At 35.6% G+C, this 16,195-nt stretch carries 13 protein-coding genes and 1 pseudogene; 6 read left to right on the top strand and 8 right to left on the bottom strand.

Translation table 11 applies throughout. From position 1 onward, the window contains the following. Positions 1 to 25: 25 nt before the first annotated feature. The gene (locus TS1_RS06435) at positions 26 to 532 is read right to left on the bottom strand and encodes a VanZ family protein (RefSeq protein ID WP_068708988.1); all 507 of its coding nucleotides are present in this window, start codon (positions 530 to 532) and stop codon (positions 26 to 28) included. Between the two features lie 112 nt (positions 533 to 644). Between TS1_RS06435 and TS1_RS06440 the strand changes: the two genes are divergently transcribed. Beyond that, positions 645 to 2,447 carry a M3 family oligoendopeptidase gene (locus tag TS1_RS06440; protein ID WP_068708990.1) on the top strand — a complete coding sequence of 601 codons (1,803 nt, stop codon included), beginning with the start codon at positions 645 to 647 and terminating at the stop codon, positions 2,445 to 2,447. 320 nt (positions 2,448 to 2,767) lie between these two features. Here the strand turns inward: TS1_RS06440 and TS1_RS06445 are convergent, their stop codons facing one another. The 3 genes from TS1_RS06445 to TS1_RS06455 all read right to left on the bottom strand — a co-directional run bounded on the left by TS1_RS06445 (position 2,768) and on the right by TS1_RS06455 (position 6,647). Beyond that, entirely contained in the window at positions 2,768 to 4,189 is a 1,422-nt protein-coding gene (locus TS1_RS06445) for an NAD-dependent succinate-semialdehyde dehydrogenase (protein WP_068708993.1), read from the bottom strand. Positions 4,190 to 4,683: 494 nt separating this feature from the next. Further along, positions 4,684 to 5,187, bottom strand: a complete 504-nt coding sequence (locus TS1_RS06450) for a DUF4811 domain-containing protein (RefSeq protein ID WP_068708995.1) — start codon at positions 5,185 to 5,187, stop codon at positions 4,684 to 4,686. Then, positions 5,184 to 6,647 carry an MDR family MFS transporter gene (locus tag TS1_RS06455; RefSeq protein WP_068708997.1) on the bottom strand — a complete coding sequence of 488 codons (1,464 nt, stop codon included), beginning with the start codon at positions 6,645 to 6,647 and terminating at the stop codon, positions 5,184 to 5,186. The genes TS1_RS06450 and TS1_RS06455 overlap by 4 nt, the downstream gene beginning before the upstream one ends. A gap of 127 nt (positions 6,648 to 6,774) precedes the next feature. Between TS1_RS06455 and TS1_RS06460 the strand changes: the two genes are divergently transcribed. After that, positions 6,775 to 7,263, top strand: coding sequence for a MerR family transcriptional regulator (locus TS1_RS06460; RefSeq protein ID WP_068708999.1), 489 nt, complete (start codon positions 6,775 to 6,777; stop codon positions 7,261 to 7,263). 116 nt (positions 7,264 to 7,379) lie between these two features. Continuing rightward, entirely contained in the window at positions 7,380 to 7,601 is a 222-nt protein-coding gene (locus TS1_RS06465; RefSeq protein ID WP_068709001.1) for a hypothetical protein, read from the top strand. Positions 7,602 to 7,647: 46 nt separating this feature from the next. On the opposite strand, the gene TS1_RS06470 is transcribed toward TS1_RS06465, so the two are convergent. After that, positions 7,648 to 8,844, bottom strand: a complete 1,197-nt coding sequence (locus TS1_RS06470) for an NAD(P)/FAD-dependent oxidoreductase (RefSeq protein ID WP_068709002.1) — start codon at positions 8,842 to 8,844, stop codon at positions 7,648 to 7,650. Between the two features lie 24 nt (positions 8,845 to 8,868). Further along, complete coding sequence (locus TS1_RS06475) at positions 8,869 to 9,774, bottom strand: prenyltransferase (RefSeq protein WP_068709004.1); 906 nt, start codon at positions 9,772 to 9,774, stop codon at positions 8,869 to 8,871. Between the two features lie 102 nt (positions 9,775 to 9,876). Between TS1_RS06475 and TS1_RS06480 the strand changes: the two genes are divergently transcribed. The 3 genes from TS1_RS06480 to TS1_RS06490 all read left to right on the top strand — a co-directional run bounded on the left by TS1_RS06480 (position 9,877) and on the right by TS1_RS06490 (position 14,320). Next, positions 9,877 to 10,857 carry a polyprenyl synthetase family protein gene (locus TS1_RS06480; RefSeq protein WP_068709006.1) on the top strand — a complete coding sequence of 327 codons (981 nt, stop codon included), beginning with the start codon at positions 9,877 to 9,879 and terminating at the stop codon, positions 10,855 to 10,857. A gap of 366 nt (positions 10,858 to 11,223) precedes the next feature. Next, positions 11,224 to 12,642, top strand: a complete 1,419-nt coding sequence (locus tag TS1_RS06485; RefSeq protein ID WP_068709008.1) for a transglutaminase-like domain-containing protein — start codon at positions 11,224 to 11,226, stop codon at positions 12,640 to 12,642. Positions 12,643 to 12,676: 34 nt separating this feature from the next. Continuing rightward, positions 12,677 to 14,320, top strand: a complete 1,644-nt coding sequence (locus TS1_RS06490) for a peptide ABC transporter substrate-binding protein (RefSeq protein ID WP_068709010.1) — start codon at positions 12,677 to 12,679, stop codon at positions 14,318 to 14,320. 234 nt (positions 14,321 to 14,554) lie between these two features. Here TS1_RS06490 and TS1_RS06495 read toward each other — a convergent pair whose 3' ends face one another. Beyond that, on the bottom strand, positions 14,555 to 14,941 hold the full coding sequence (locus TS1_RS06495) for a NusG domain II-containing protein (protein WP_068709042.1): 387 nt from the start codon (positions 14,939 to 14,941) through the stop codon (positions 14,555 to 14,557). Positions 14,942 to 15,205: 264 nt separating this feature from the next. Beyond that, a pseudogene (locus TS1_RS06500) lies at positions 15,206 to 16,183 on the bottom strand (metal ABC transporter substrate-binding protein); the annotation flags it as partial. Positions 16,184 to 16,195: the final 12 nt, after the last annotated feature.

Below are 16,195 nucleotides of genomic sequence, written 5' to 3' on the forward strand. Positions count from 1 at the left end.
TATTATACCCGTTCCCCCCCTGCTTTTACAAGACTCGCTTCTTTTTCATCGCTAGGACCAACCAGCATAATAAAATTGCAGTTAGTGCACCAAAAGAATCTAACATGACATCTTGAAATAGTGGCGTGCGATCTTGCGTTAACATTTGATGAAATTCATCCATTCCTGCATAACCTGTGGCCGAAAGCCAACTAAAAAACAGGGCAAAGCCAGTTGTTTTTAATTTAGGCAGTAAGCTTAAAAAAAAGCTGCCACCTAAAAGAAAGTAAGTCCCAAAATGAGCAAATTTACGAATAAAAAATTCCGCAAAAGAAAAATAACCTTTTTCTTTAATACTTACAATATCATCAGCATACTTAAATGAAACGTGATTCAAAGACTCCTTAAAGGGCTCATTTTTCAATACGCTTTCTAACAAACTGATTTGTGATTGTGTTTCATAAGTTTGTGATGAACTATAAAATAAGATCGCCATGATTAACAATCCAAGTACGAAATACAAATTCCCGTTTTTCCTAGACTTTTTTAGCATCTACTCCACCTCAATGACTTATCATAGCACCTTTTTGAGAAATTAAAAAACGTTTTTTTACAATTTCTTATGTTATACTAAAAGATAAAAATGAATATAAGGGAGCGTTTTTATGCATTACTCAATGAACTGGGATTTAGATACCATTTTTCCAGGTGGAAGCCATTCACACAAACTACAACAACGAATGGCGCAATTAGATGAACAGATTGCGGCTTTTCATCAAGAGGTGAAAGATTTTCAACCCGAAAAAAAGAAAAGTACCGAATTACTTTCTATTTTAAAATGGAACACAAAAGTTTCAAATGTTTTTGAAGAATGTAGCAGTTTTATCGAAGCTCTATTATCTGCTGACGTTTATGATACAAAAGCAAAATTACTATCAGGAGAATTATTTAAAAAGATGCCTGAATACCAATTAGCAACAACCTCTTTCGCAAAAAAATTAGCTCAAATTGAAGAGGAGAATTGGAAACAATGGTTAACAGAACCGGAATTAGAAAATTTGGCTTTTCGTTTAAGCGAAATTCGTCGTGACGGAAGCAAATTATTATCAGAAGCAGAAGAAAATATTTTCAATACTCTTTCTTTAGATGGCTTAAATGCTTGGAGCCAACATTATGATACTATTGTCGCAAATATTTCCATTCCCTTTACCAAAGCTGACGGTACTAAAGTAGAACTTTCTGCAGGCCAAGCGTTTAATAAAATGACCGGTGATCCCGATGCTAACATTCGTGCCGAAATTTTTGAAAAATGGGAACAAGTTTGGAGCCAAAAAGCGGATTTATTTAGCGACACTTTAAATCATCTGGATGGGTTCCGTTTATCCACTCAAAAATTACATGGTATCGATAATTATTTACAAGAACCATTAGAATATAACCGATTAAAACAGGAAACACTGGAAACAATGTGGGCAACTATCCAAAAAAACAAACAACCTTTTGTCGATTATTTGAAACGTAAAGCCCAATTGTTTGGTACTAAGAAAATGAAATGGCAAGACCAAGAGGCTCCCATCATTTTAGAAAATATGCAAGAACGTACCTTTACATTTGACGAAGCTGCTTCTTTTATCATTGAAAACTTTCAAGAATTTAGCCCTAAAATGGCTGCTTTTGCACAAAGCGCCTTTGAAAAATCATGGATTGAAGCAGAAGACCGACCGGGAAAACGACCCGGCGGTTATTGTACTAGTTTTCCTGAGTCACGAGAATCGCGCATTTTTATGACTTATAGCCAATCAATCAACGAAGTCGCTACAGTGGCTCATGAATTAGGACACGCTTTTCACAGCGAGGTCATGTGGGATTTACCAAGATTAAACCAAGAATATGCGATGAATGTTGCCGAAACTGCTAGTACCTTCGCAGAATTAATCGTTGCTGATGCGACTTTAAAGAAGGCCCAAACAAAAGCAGAAAAAATTAATTTGCTAGACGTTAAAATGCAAAATGCCATTGCGATGTTTATGAATATTCATACACGTTACCTTTTTGAAAATAAATTTTACCAAGCGCGTAAAAAAGGCTTAGTTTCAGCAGAGCAAATTTCTGAAATGATGGTCAATGCTCAAAAAGAAAGTTATTTAGATAGCCTAGATAATTATCACCCTCATTTTTGGGCATCCAAATTACACTTTTTTATTGATGACGTTCCTTTTTATAATTTTCCCTACACTTTTGGCTACCTTTTCAGCATGGGAATTTATGCACTTGCAAATGAACAAGGAACCAGCTTTGAAAATGAGTACATCGCTTTATTACAAGACACTGCTTCGATGACTACAGAAGAACTAGCCAAAAAACATCTAGGCGTCGACTTAACACAAGCAGATTTTTGGCAAGCCGGCATTGATAAAGTATTAGAAGATGTAAACGAGTTTATGTTACTAACAAAAGATTATATTTAAACAAAAAAATGTCTATCTTAAAAATGAAGGAAAGTCTCCCGATTGTCCTTTTATAATTATAGAAATGAAGGGATGTCTAGCGATTGTCCCCTCATAATTGAGGAAATGAAGGGATATCGAACGATTGCCCCTTTATAATTGTACAAATGAAGGGATGCCTGCCGATTGTCCCTTCATAATGATTAAAATTGAGAGAAGAGAACATTATCCGTCATCTGTGCCAATAAAATTTTGTACAATTTTTCTTTATATCTTAAAAAGGCAGAAAAAAAGCTGCTACTATTGAAATTACTCCAATAGTAGCAGCTATAATTTATACCTTATTCAGGATCAGTAGCAACTAAACCTCCGGCCAGATTATCTAAATCAGGTTTGTCAGCTTTTAAGATCAATTTTTCATTCACAAAAGCCATTTGCCCAATTTGACTCATTTCTCTACCATAGCCAGAACGTTTCACACCGCCAAATGGTAATTCAGGTAAAGAGTATCTAAAGTTATTCACAAATACCATCCCTGTTTCGATTTTAGCAGCAACTTCAGCACCATGCTCGCTGTCACCGGCAAATACGACGCCACCCAACCCATAAGAAGAATCATTAGCTAGCTCAATGGCTTCTTTCTCACTTGAAACTTTATAAACCACACCCACTGGACCAAACATTTCAGTAGTATGCGCCGGGTTGTCGCGATCAACGTCGGTTAAAATAGTCGGCATAAAGAATTGCCCTGGTAAGTCAATCGGTTCATTACCGTAAACCACTTTAGCGCCTGCTTTCACGGCTTCATCGACCTGTTCTTGTAAATCTTCTTTTGCCTTTTTAGTGTTCATTGGCGCCAAGGTTGTTTTTGAATCTAGCGGGTCTCCTGGTTTTACTTTGCTAAAGTTTTCTTTCAAATGCTCCACAAATTCGTCATACACGTTTTCCATCACAATAAAACGTTTTGAAGAGGTACACTCTTGTCCAGCGTTATATAAACGTGAGCGCCAAGCAATTTCGTTGACATCCTCCATATTGGCGTCCCCTAAGACAATAAATGGATCCATCCCTCCTAATTCCATGGTCGTTTTTTTCAGATTCTTACCTGCAGCACCAGCTACAGCTTCTCCACCACGTTCGGACCCTGTCAAAGCAGCACCTTGAACACGAGGGTCTTCAATTGCCTTAGTGACTTGTTTATAAGATAAGAATAAATTGGCGATGGAACCTTCAGGCGCCCCTGCTTCAATAATAACATCAGCCATCATTTGGGCAGATGACGGTGTATTTGAAGCATGCTTTAAAATCATAGGGTTGCCCACCATAAAGTTTGGAGCAAATACCCGCATGATTTGATAGTAAGGAAAGTTCCATGGTTCAACCATCATCAAAACACCTGTGGCATGATGATGAATTTCTGCTTTACCATTTGCAATCGTTTCAATTTCTTCTGGTTTCAGCATTTCTTCTGCATGATCTGCAAACCAATCGGCAATAACTGCACATAACTCCACTTCGCCTTGTGATTCAGTCAACAACTTACCCATTTCAATAGTACACGTACGAGCTAATTCATCTGCTTGTTCGCGAATCTTGGCAGCTATGTTGTGTAAAATCTTTCCTCTCTCTTTAACCGGTTGTGATTTAAATTTTTCGTATAATTCTTGTCCTGTTTGTAATGCTTCCTCTAATTGCTGATCGGTCGTATTAGAAAATTCTTTTACTAATTCATTTGTATACGGATTTACTGTTTGATATGCCAATCCAATACCTCCTTGATATTTTTACAAACCATTCCTACAATATGCCTATTTCTCCTAACAACTGTTTGTCAAACCAACTTACCGAATGCTTTCAGCAAAATAAGCGTTTACAATTTTCCTGCCTCTACAAACTACCAAATAACAACCGTCCAATATAATGCTATGACAATTAGACCTTTTTTTATTTTTAAAAAGGAACAAACAAGGAACTATTATCATATAGCTTATATTAGCTAAAATAATAAAAACATCTTAACTAGACCTTTTTATCATTTCCACCATTTTAAACATAACATAAAAAATGCTCATTTTGAAAAAAATAGCATGCTTATTTCTGTAAAATAACATATTACTTTTCTTAAAAATAAAATAAACAGAGCTTTAATCTTTGAATTTTAAAGCCCTGTTTATCAAAAAAATCCTATAAATTTTTTTATAAAAAACAACATTTAAAACTTATGTTTTTCACCTATGATCTTTTAAATACCCACTTATCACTGCTCTGTACTTAAAATTTTCCAATCAGAGGGTAATTCGAATTGGTTTTCTTGTTGAATAAATTCATGCTCATTTCCAGAAATACCAAACAAAAGTCGGTAGAATCCACTCTTATAGACCCATTCTGTTTTCTCAATATGAAGTTGAGCTTGATCAGCGTGGTGATCAATATGATTTATTACTTGATCTTTCCCAGTGGATTGGAGCTTTTCGGAGTCTTTTGTTTCATATAAATAGACTTTCTCACTGCCATCGCCTAAAGGCTTATATAATAAGGCTTTTGCCTTTTGATCTTTTAGTGACGATTCTAAGTTAACCGTTTGGCTCTTATTAGCTGTCTCCATCCCCAAGTGTTGATTAAAATTAGCCACGATTAAGCCAAGGCTGACAACAAAGAACACAGCAAATACAAAAGAAAGATTTCTTTGCCATCTTTTTTGCGACAAAATAAATAAAAAGGCCATTGCTACTACGCTTAAAATAAGAATTACAAAAATCATACATGTGCCTCCTTACTTTTTGACGTTTTTTTAATGAAAAAGGTTAATATAAAGCCAACAATACAAAATAAAATAGCTACCGAAAAAGCTGCTTGGTATCCTGACAAGGTAGCATTTATAGCTTGTCTGGCATAAGCTAACGGTGTTTTTTCCATCATACTTTCTTTTGGTAGATTATTATTTGTTATATTTGTTAATACGCTGATTAAGATCGCTGTTCCAATAGAGCTAGCTACTTGGCGAAAGGTATTATTAACAGCAGTACCGTGACTAATTAATTTAGCTGGCAATGAATTCATCCCTGATGTTGTTACTGGCATCATTACCATCGAAATCCCAAACATCCGTACCATATATAGGACGATGATATAAGCAGAAGGCGTGTTCTCCGTTAAAAAGGCAAAAGGCGCCGTTGAACAACTTAAAATAAACATCCCAATAATAGCTAAACGCTTTGCGCCATATTTATCAAAAATTGAACCCGTAATTGGATTCATAACCCCAATAACAAGAGCTCCAGGAAGCAACATTAAGCCAGACTGAAAAGCAGATGCCCCATGAATATTTTGAATATACATGGGAACTACCATTGAAACACCAATCATCGCCATATTTGTAACACCAGCCAAAATAGCAGCCAAGGTAAAGGTAGATGATTTAAATACACGTAATTCCAATAACGGATTTTCAATATGTAATTGACGCCAAACAAAAAAGGCTAACACAACAGCTCCAACAAGGATAAAGCCAATCACCTCAAAACTGCTCCAGCCTTTATTTCCTACACTCGAAAAGCCATACAATAAAGAGCCAAACCCTATCGTAGATAATATAACTGACAAAAAGTCGATTTTAGGATTTGATAGTGGAATCACACTGCGCATTAAGAAAAAGGACAAGATTATTACCAAAAGGACAATCGGAATAACAATGCCAAACAATTGGCGCCAAGAATAATGATCAATGACCCAACCGGATAAGGTGGGACCTAAAGCTGGGGCTAAAGCAATAACAATACCTACCATTCCCATAGCAGCGCCACGCCGTTCTGGGGGATAAATAGTGTACATAATATTTTGTAACAGCGGCATAGAAATACCTACACCTGCAGCCTGCACAAGACGACCAATCAATAATATCGAAAAGGTTGGTGCTATAAAACAAGTAATCGTGCCAATCAAAAAAACAGCCATAGCAAATAAGTATAATTTTTTTGAGCTAAATTTATTAATCATCCAAGCTGTAATTGGAATCATAATCCCATTTACTAATAAAAAGCCAGTGGTTAGCCACTGTACATCAGAAGCTGTAATATTAAAGGTACGCATTAAAGTTGGAAAAGCAGTATTTAACAATGTTTGATTTAACACTGTACAAAAACTGCCAACCATTAAAATCGCTACAATCATAGCACGGTTATATGGTTTTCCATAAATATCAAGTGGTTGTTCGTTTCCCATAGTTCTCTTCCCTTCTATTTTTTCAACTTAACTACTTTATTCTTTTTTTCGAACTTTGTCAACTAGGTTGACATCTATAGAATGTGAACTATAATTCAAGTAACAACAATACAAAAGAAGGTACTTTATGTTAAATTCTTTAAAAGATTTATTAATCAGTGATGACTTATTAGTAGGAATCAGCGAATTAAGCAAAATGAGTGGAACCTCTCCACGTCAACTACGTTATTGGGAAAAAAAGGGCTTCATTACCTCAGTTTCTAAAAGTACTGAAAATTCAGCCCCTCGCAATTATCGTCTGTTAACTGTCATAAAAGTAGAACTCATACAACACTTTTTAATGGAAGGTTTCTCTTTACAAAAAGCCAACGAAAAAGCCGATAAACATCTTAAAAAAGTAGCCCATATTAGAAATGTCTTTGCTAAAAATATTCGCGATTTAGCAGTCCTTAATGACCGTTATACCATTTTTACCATTGGAGTATTTGAACCAAACAATGAACTTATGGCAATTATTTATGATGATCTAACAGAAAAATTATCTTATCAACTTTTTGACGAGCAAACATCAATTGACTACCAACAGCTGATAGAAAAAATGACGACTCACAACTAAGTGACTGTGACATAAGTAAAGACAAGACAAAAATACCCGAACTATATTTGATAAGATTCCCTAATCGTCGTGAATTTGCGACGAGGACCTACTGGACCGCAGGAGCAATGTTTTTCGTGCGACGAGTAATCGCAGGAGCAATGCAATTCGTGCGACGAGTAATCGCAGGAGCAATGCAATTCGTGCGACGAGTAATCGCAGGAGCAATGCAATTCGTGCGACGAGTAATCGCAGGAGCAATGCAATTCGTGCGACGAGTAACCGCAGGAGCAATGCAATTCGTGCGACGAGTAACCGCAGGAGCAATCTCTCTTATAGTTCGGATATTTTATTATTAAAGGTACTTATGTCACAGACCCTTGTTTATAAGCTTTTATTTCTATTTTAATGATATAAATCAAAGCGACCTTTGGACATTACTTCTTTTAAGCCGCCAGTTTTTAACAGGGAACGGTTCATAATCATTTTCTTCATAAATGAAGCTGGGTAACCCTTAACCCCAGTACTTCCCACATATCCAAAAGCATGTGTATTTCCAATAGAAGCTACTGAACCTAAGTTCTTGAAGGTAAAGTCTTGCTTAGGCTCGCCTTTTACTTGTCGTTCAATATTTTTAGCTGCGTGTTCTCCCATTTGTAAAGAAATTTGTCCAGTTGTTGGATAAGGCCGATTACTTTCTTTATCCATCACAGCAGAAACGTCACCAATAATATAAATATTCTCATGATCTGGATCGGTTAAATCATCGTTAACCATGACACGTCCTCTTTTTTCACTAAAGCCGGACTCACCAATAACATGACTTCCGCTTACCCCGGTAGTCCAGATAATTGTTGCAGCTTCCAGTTCTTTATCTTGGTCGTCATTACTATAAATAACTCGCTCAGGTTTAATCGCTTTGATAGGACTAGAAGTTAATAAATGAACATTCCATTTATTTAAATAGTCCAAGCAATATTGTGTCAGCGAATCGTTAAACATTGGAAGTATGTTTGCCACTGCCTCAATACAGTAAATCTCAATTTCTGCCGGATCAACATTAGCTATTTTGGCATAACGAGTTTTCCCTTCTTGTAAGGCTCCAACCAGTTCAATACCAGTAAAACCAGCGCCACAAACAACTAAGCGTAAATATTTTTTGTCTTTAGTTTCTTTATACTTTTCCATCATGGCTTTAATATGGTCGTACACTTTTTCAGCGGTTTCTACATCTACCATTTCCAAAGCATTTTCCTTCGCACCAGAAATGCCAAACGTTTCTGATTCAAAGCCTAAAGCAACGACTAAATAATCATAATGTAGTGGTTGGTTTTGCTTTAATTCAACCACTTGTTGATCTGGATCAATTTTTTTGACTTCGTCTTGCACAAATGTTGTCACTTTTGTATCTACCACGTCTTTAATTGGATAAATGATTTTTTCCTTCGGTTGATTACCTGAAGCAACTTCATGTAAATCAGTTGCCTCATAATGATAGTCGTTACGATCCACTAAAGTAATATGCATTTCACTTTGCTTTTGTAATTCACGTAATGCTCTTAACCCTGCATAACCTGCACCTAAAATCGCGACTTCCTTCATAATATCCCCACTTCTTTCTATTCTTTATGATATAAATATGCCTATCGCATAGGTAACGACTTGTACCATTGATCCTACAGCGAGAATCTTGACTGCGCAGCGAAATGTTCGGCTTTTGACTTGTTCTTGCAAAAATAGCTTTGTCTGTCTATAAACAAACGGTACCGCTAAAAATGATAGCAATACGGTCCAAGGGGCTAGTCCCAAAATAAATGAAAGTAGAATGGCCATAAAAGCAACAATATTCATCCCAGCAAATAAGCGTAAGGCGTTTGGTTTTCCTATGTAATGAACTAACGTGTATCGCTCATTTTTTTCATCTTCTTCTTTATCACAAGTATTATTCGCTAACATTAAGTTGGCAATCCACATGGTATTTGGCAGTGCAATAATTACAATACCGAAAATTTCTGAAAAATTCCACTGAAATGCTTCAAATGTGTTGATATACACACAAATTAATGAAATCATAAACCCCATCGTAATACCAGAAAAAATTTCACCCACTGGTAAACTCGATAAAGGGCGTGGACCAGAAGAATAAAAAATACCAACCAAATAACAAAATAAGCCCATCCATAAAAGAGGCCAACCAACCACAAAAGCTAACGCAATACCGATAAGGGCAGAAATAATAATCATTGCGACCATTATCCAAAATACGAAACGTAAGGAAAGATTTTCTCGACCAATAATATTGGTTTTTTCCTTATAATCATGTCCTTGTTTTGCATGGCGATAGTCATTATAGTTATCTAAAATATCTACAGCCATATTAAAAATAAACATAGCTATAAAATAAATGACTACATAACCAAGGTGAATTGTGCCATAATGATACCAGCTATAACAAAGCCCAATTAGAAACGGCAAGACACTCGCTGTCTTAGCTTTCATTTCTACCAATTCTAAAAATACTGCTAACGACATTTTCTTATCCTTTCTTATTTTTACAGCATAAAAGTAGCCTTTTTGTCTAATAATAAGTTAGAATAGTTCTGTTATTATCAAACGTTGAAAGGAACGTACAAAATGCTATCTTACTGGAATGATTATCCCACTATTCAAAATAAACTCCAAATCGTTTGCTCACTAATTGAAGAACAATTACAAGTGCGAAATAAAGATATACAAGAAACGCTCATTGACTTTGCCAAATCAGGCGGCAAATACCTGCGCCCAGCATACTTTCTTTTATTTGCTGAACTGGGAGATACAACTAAGCAGAATCAAAAACAATTATTTAAAGTTGCTGCTTCCATTGAAATCCTCCATATGGCTTCTTTAATTCATGATGATATCGTCGATGATTCGCCACTGCGTCGAGGCACAATCACAGTTCAGTCAAAATACGGTAAAGACATTGCAGTATATGCTGGGGACTTGTTATTTACTCAATTTTTTGAACTAATCACTCAAGCTATGAATGGTTCTTATTACCTAGGGATTAACGCAGCTTCTATGAAACGTCTTTTACTTGGTGAATTAGACCAAATGCATACACGTTTTAACCAACAGGAAACCGTTGAAGACTACCTACGCAGCATTAATGGCAAGACGGCGGAATTATTTTGGTTAGCCTGCATACAAGGTGCTCATTTTGGCAAAACAGATAAAAAGATCGAAACTTTAGCCGGACAGATTGGCCGCAATGTCGGCATAGCCTTTCAGGTTTATGACGACATTTTAGATTATACCGCTGACCAGCATGATTTACAAAAACCCATCTTAGAAGATTTAGCTCAAGGAGTGTATACTTTGCCCCTGATTTTTGCCAAGGAAGAAAAACCAGAAATTTTTGCCAGCTACTTAGCTAAAAAAAATGAGCTTTCCTTGGAAGAAGCACAAAAAGTCGCAGAACTTGTCGTTACTTATGGTGGAGTACAAAAAGCTAAAAAATTTGCACAAAATTATACCCAAAACGCCTTACAAGATATTGAAAAGCTTCCTGAATCTCAGGCAAAAAAAGAAATCACTCACTTAACTAAACAGCTATTGCAACGTACGTTTTAGTTTGAAACTCTGGTAAGATTATAATCTTGTCAGAGTTTTTATTTATATAACTTCAGCAACTATCTGATCCACCACATCTTTTTAATAACCACTCATTAAAATAACAAACCATGCTTACATTTCTTCATCACAAAAATATTTGATTACCAAATTTCAAAAGACAATATAATTATAATTTATTAATAAAGTTTTTAACGAAGTATTTTTTATAGTGCTATTCCTTTAAGTCTCCCGTTTATAAGAAATTTTAGGTTTGAGGAAGTTTATTAGAAAATAATTAAAAAATTTAATAGAATTTTCTGGAAATTATATAAAAAAGTTGCTATAATACTGAAATATAACACTTATAGAAGAGAGGAATGTTAATTGAAAGCTTATGAATTAAACGATATCAGCTATCTATCCACTCCTTTGCCAGATGACATAACACGTGCAAAGGAAAATGGCGACTTCGCTTTTGCTGAAGAACTCATTTATGAAAAGCTTCATTTTTCTAAAACGAGCCAAATCTTAAAACAACGTTTGGAAGGTGAGTTAGCTGTTTTATCCGCCTTAAACGATGACCAATTTCCTTTTGATGAAAAACAAGCACAACAAAAATTAAACGATGCGTTTACCGAGGTAAAACCTCATGAAATCTGGGAACTTGTTCGCACCAATAACGTTGAATGGACTTACAAAAAGGGACAAGCTTATTTTCATCGCCGCTTTATTGAAAATTTGGTTAAAACAAGGCATGATTATTACGAGCGCTATCGTTACGAAGAAGAAAATAGTATCGATAATGAACGACAAACTGAGCTTGATGATAATGTAAGAAAAATGAAACACCTTGGTAATCGCAAAGCAAAAATCACCTTAAAACAAACGATTACTCCCAAGGATAAACTAACTGCTCAAGAAGGTCCGTTTCTTGCCCATTTGCCATTGCCGCGTGCCAATAGCCATATAAATAAGGCAAAGGTACTTTCTACGAAAGGGAAAGTTCTAGATATTGCGGATGTAACAGCTATTCAGCGTACGATTGCTTTTCAAACTGACAATAAAGATGATTTATTTTTTGAAGTAGAACATGAATACGAAATTGAAGCTACTTATCACGATCTTTTCAAAGCCATGGAAACACAAAAAGATTTTCCTAAAGAGCTTTCTAATAAAGAAAAGCAAGAATTTCAAAATGAATTAAGCGAAAAAAGTCCACATATCCTGTTTACAGATTTCTTATATAAACTTTTAGCAGAAATTACTAGCGAAAAAATGAATTTAGTCGAAAAAGCTTATCGAATTTATGAATTTGTAACAACAAAGGTAAATTACTCCTACATGAGGGAATACTTTACAATTCCAAACATCAGTGAGTACTGTGCTGTTAACCAAAAAGGGGATTGCGGGGTGCAGGCAATTTTATTTATCACATTATGTCGTATGTCTGGTATTCCTGCAAAATGGGAATCCGGTTTATATATCTCCGAATACACTCAAGGTCCGCATGATTGGGCTAAGTTTTATTTACCAACCATTGGTTGGGTTTATGCCGATGCTTCATTTGGCGGTAGTGCTTACCGAGGGAATAACACCGAGCGCTGGAAATATTATTTTGGCAACCTTGATGTATTCCGTCTACCAGCAAATGATGATATCCAAACTGATTTTTCGATCACTAAAAAGCAATTACGAGCCGATCCGATTGATAATCAAAGAGGAGAATTTGAAACAGCTCAACGTGGTTTTCGTTTTAATGAGTTGGATTGGAATGTTACTTTACTAGGGTTTGAGTTTTTATAAAAATAGCTTAACCAAATGAAAAGGGGGAACTTCAATGAAAAAGAAAATAATGTTGGTTTGTGCAAGTTTTATAGTAGGTATCAGCCTTGCTGGTTGTACAACTGGCCAAGGCTCAGAAGATGCTAATAATTCCGATAACAAGACAAAAGCTGTCAATCTAATGGAAACCAATGAAGTCGCCTCTATGAACACGCTGGTAACACAAGATACAGGCAGTATCAATACACAAGTACATGTTTTTGAAGGTTTATATAGAATCGACGAAAACAACGAAGTGGTCCCAGCCGTAGCAAAAGAGATGCCAAAAATTTCTGAAGACGGCAAAACCTATACCATTCAATTACGTGATGATGCTAATTGGAGTAACGGAGATCCGGTTACCGCAGATGATTTTGTTTATGCTTGGCAACGATTAGCCACTCCGGAAAATGAAGCAAATTATATGTTTCTACTCGATGGAACAGTTGTAAATGGATCCGATATTATTAATGATGGAATGGATCCAAAAAAATTAGGGGTAAAAGCAGTGAATGATAAAGAATTAGAAGTACAGTTGGAAAAACCTGTCCCTTATTTTACTTCTTTGATGACTTTTCCACCGTTTTTCCCACAAAATGAAGAATTTGTTGAAAAATATGGAAAAGAATACGGAAATGACAGCGAAAAGATTCTATCTAATGGCGCTTTTAACATGAAAAACTGGGATCAGTCTTCCATGGAGTGGGACTTAGAAAAAAATCCAGAATATTATGATGCTGATAAAGTAAAATTAGATAACGTCCATGTAGATGTAATCAAAGAAGCAGGAACTGCGTTTAATCTATTCCAAAGCGGTGAACTAGACCAAGCGGAAATTTTTGGCGAACATGTAAAACAAAACGAAAATAACCCTGACTTGCAAAAAGTGCCAGATTCTAAAGTATTCTATTTTAAAATGAACCAAAAATCAGAGGGTAAAGACACTATTTTTGCTAACAGTGACGTTCGAAAAGCACTGGCTTATGCTATTGACAAAGAAGGCATCGTTGATGACGTATTAGCAGATGGTTCGACAGCAAGCTATGGCTATATTCCAAAAGATTTTGTAAAAAATCCGGAAACAGATGCAGATTTTCGTGAAGATGCCGGAGATTTGATGAAAACGGATAAGGAAAAGGCTAAAGAACATTGGGAAAAAGCTAAAGAAGAAATCGGTGATAATATCACTATTGAACTGTTAACATCTGATGAAGATGATGAGAAAAAAGTAGCAGAAACCGTTCAATATCAATTACAAAAAGCTCTTCCTGGATTAAAGTTTGAAGTCAAATCTGTTCCTTTGAATAATTCAATTGAATTAACTCGTAACAGTGAATATGAACTTGCCATCGGACGTTGGGGACCTGATTACCAAGACCCAATGACGTATTTAGAATCATTGCGTTCTCCAAATAATACAAACTATGAAAGTGATAAGTATAATGAACTTTTAGATAAGATTACAAACGAGTATGGTAATGAGCCTGAAAAACGATGGAAAGCCATGATCGAAGCGGAAAAAACATTAGTCGAAGACGATACCGCCATTGTTCCATTGTATCAACAAACACGTTCCTTATTAGTGAAAGATAACCTAAAAGGGATTTATTATCCTAATTTCGGTGCTTCTACTATTTTCAAATACGCTACTTATAAGTAAGTCAAGCACAAAAAGGATTGTAAGGTAAGTATAAATTAAACAAAAATATCCGAACTATATTTGCTGTGATTTGCGGTCATGTATTTACAACGAATGACCGCAATCTCTCTATAGGGTTCGGATATTTTGTTTATCAAAAGGATTTAGGGACTAATTTCTTTTATATATCCTTATAAATATAAAACCTTCTGAAGAAAATGAGACTTTTTCTCCAGAAGGTTATTTTCATTTTATTTAATAAATATAGCTATCTTCAGCATCTTCTTGATAAATCTCTATCACTAACTTATGTGGAAGACAAATACTTGTTTGACCGGGCTCAGAAATCCAACCTGTTCGGACCGCAATTTGGTCCGGACTATTATCTTCTTTTACGCGTGCTCTTCCATCTTTGACTTCAACAATATTGTACTTGCCTTTGGCCGGATGATATGTCTTTTTGACCGAATTTTCTTTATCTAAAGAGAAACGATCCACTTCTTGTCCATCAATACGAACAACAGCATATTTTTCTGCTGTCTCTTCTGCTTGACCTTGGTCTTGCTGAAAATAAAAAATAACAGCTGGAAGAAAAGATGCAATCACTAAAATACCAATAATAATCACATCTCCTATTTTCATATGTGCTTTATGAGCAATATCTTTAAATCCTTCTTTTTTAGACAATGTATATACCTCTCCTGAATGACCAAACATCAACAAAATTAGAAGCTTCAGCGACTATAGGTATTACAAGGACAGCTGGAAACTAGTTAACTAAGATGTTTTAACTTTATAATACTTACCATGAAGTACAAAATCAATTGTAGCATATATTGACTTAATGAAGGTTTTAAAAATAGACATTTACACTCTCTGATTAAAATAAGTTTTTTATTCTTCTGACTCTTCCGGCTGAATTTCCTTTCCTTTAGTATCTGTTGTTTTTTCTAAAGCCTTTAAGTTATCTTTCATTACAGAAATATAATCTTCTCCATGATCTATTTGTTCATCTGTTAGACTTTCTAATGGGTTTAATACTTCCAATTTCACGCCTACTTCATCTGCTAATGTCTTTGCTATTTTATCAGAAGCATTTTTTTCAAAGTAAATATAATGGATATTATTGTCTTCCACATAGTCTTTTAATTCTGCCAAACGTTCTGGGCTAGGTTCTTCATCTGGAGACAATCCTGAAATAGCTAGCTGATTCAAATCATATTCATTTGCCAAATAACCAAAAGCAGCATGCTGAGTGACAAAACTTTTTTGTGGTGCATTGGAAAGACTTTCTTCGTATTCTTTATCCAGATCTTCCAGTTCTTTTACATAATTTTCTGCATTTTCTTCAAAAGCCTCTTGTTTTTCAGGATAGTCCTTGCTTAATTGTTTGCTAATCGCTTCAACTTCTTTGATTGCTAACTTAGGATCTATCCATGTATGAGGATCATATTCATGAGAATGACGATGTTCGTCCTCAGATTCATGCTCATCACTAGCTGCCGTTAGCTTAATTCCTTCAGTCCCTTTAATAATGTTAGGTTTGCCTTTTTCCCAGCCCTCAACAGTGTCAGGCACCCAAGTTTCCATATTCTCATTATGATAAACAAAAGCATCCGCATCTTGTATCTGAGCAATTTGCTTGGCAGAAGGCTCAAAATCGTGCGGCTCTGTGCCCGCTGGAATCAATAGCTCAACATCGCCTTCATCCCCTACAACGTTTTGAGTAAAATCGTATATTGGGTAAAAAGTGGTAATAATTGAAAGCTTCTCATCATTGTTTTCTCCAGCTCCTTCAGACTCATTTCTCGAATTACTCCCACAAGCAGCTAATGTACTTCCAGCCAGCAAAGTAAATAATGTCAACCAAATTTTTTTTTTCATCTTAACCCCTCA

This window comes from Tetragenococcus solitarius NBRC 100494, assembly GCF_001544195.1.
In the GTDB taxonomy this organism is placed as follows: Bacteria; Bacillota; Bacilli; order Lactobacillales; family Enterococcaceae; genus Tetragenococcus; species Tetragenococcus solitarius.

Bases quoted from the DNA above. Each gene is read 5' to 3' on its own strand.
- TS1_RS06435 (WP_068708988.1), bottom strand. From the start codon at position 532: ATGCTAAAAAAGTCTAGGAAAAACGGGAATTTGTATTTCGTACTTGGA.
- TS1_RS06440 (WP_068708990.1), top strand. From the start codon at position 645: ATGCATTACTCAATGAACTGGGATTTAGATACCATTTTTCCAGGTGGA.
- TS1_RS06450 (WP_068708995.1), bottom strand. From the start codon at position 5,187: ATGATTTTTGTAATTCTTATTTTAAGCGTAGTAGCAATGGCCTTTTTA.
- TS1_RS06455 (WP_068708997.1), bottom strand. From the start codon at position 6,647: ATGGGAAACGAACAACCACTTGATATTTATGGAAAACCATATAACCGT.
- TS1_RS06460 (WP_068708999.1), top strand. From the start codon at position 6,775: ATGTTAAATTCTTTAAAAGATTTATTAATCAGTGATGACTTATTAGTA.
- TS1_RS06470 (WP_068709002.1), bottom strand. From the start codon at position 8,844: ATGAAGGAAGTCGCGATTTTAGGTGCAGGTTATGCAGGGTTAAGAGCA.
- TS1_RS06475 (WP_068709004.1), bottom strand. From the start codon at position 9,774: ATGTCGTTAGCAGTATTTTTAGAATTGGTAGAAATGAAAGCTAAGACA.
- TS1_RS06480 (WP_068709006.1), top strand. From the start codon at position 9,877: ATGCTATCTTACTGGAATGATTATCCCACTATTCAAAATAAACTCCAA.
- TS1_RS06490 (WP_068709010.1), top strand. From the start codon at position 12,677: ATGAAAAAGAAAATAATGTTGGTTTGTGCAAGTTTTATAGTAGGTATC.
- TS1_RS06495 (WP_068709042.1), bottom strand. From the start codon at position 14,941: ATGAAAATAGGAGATGTGATTATTATTGGTATTTTAGTGATTGCATCT.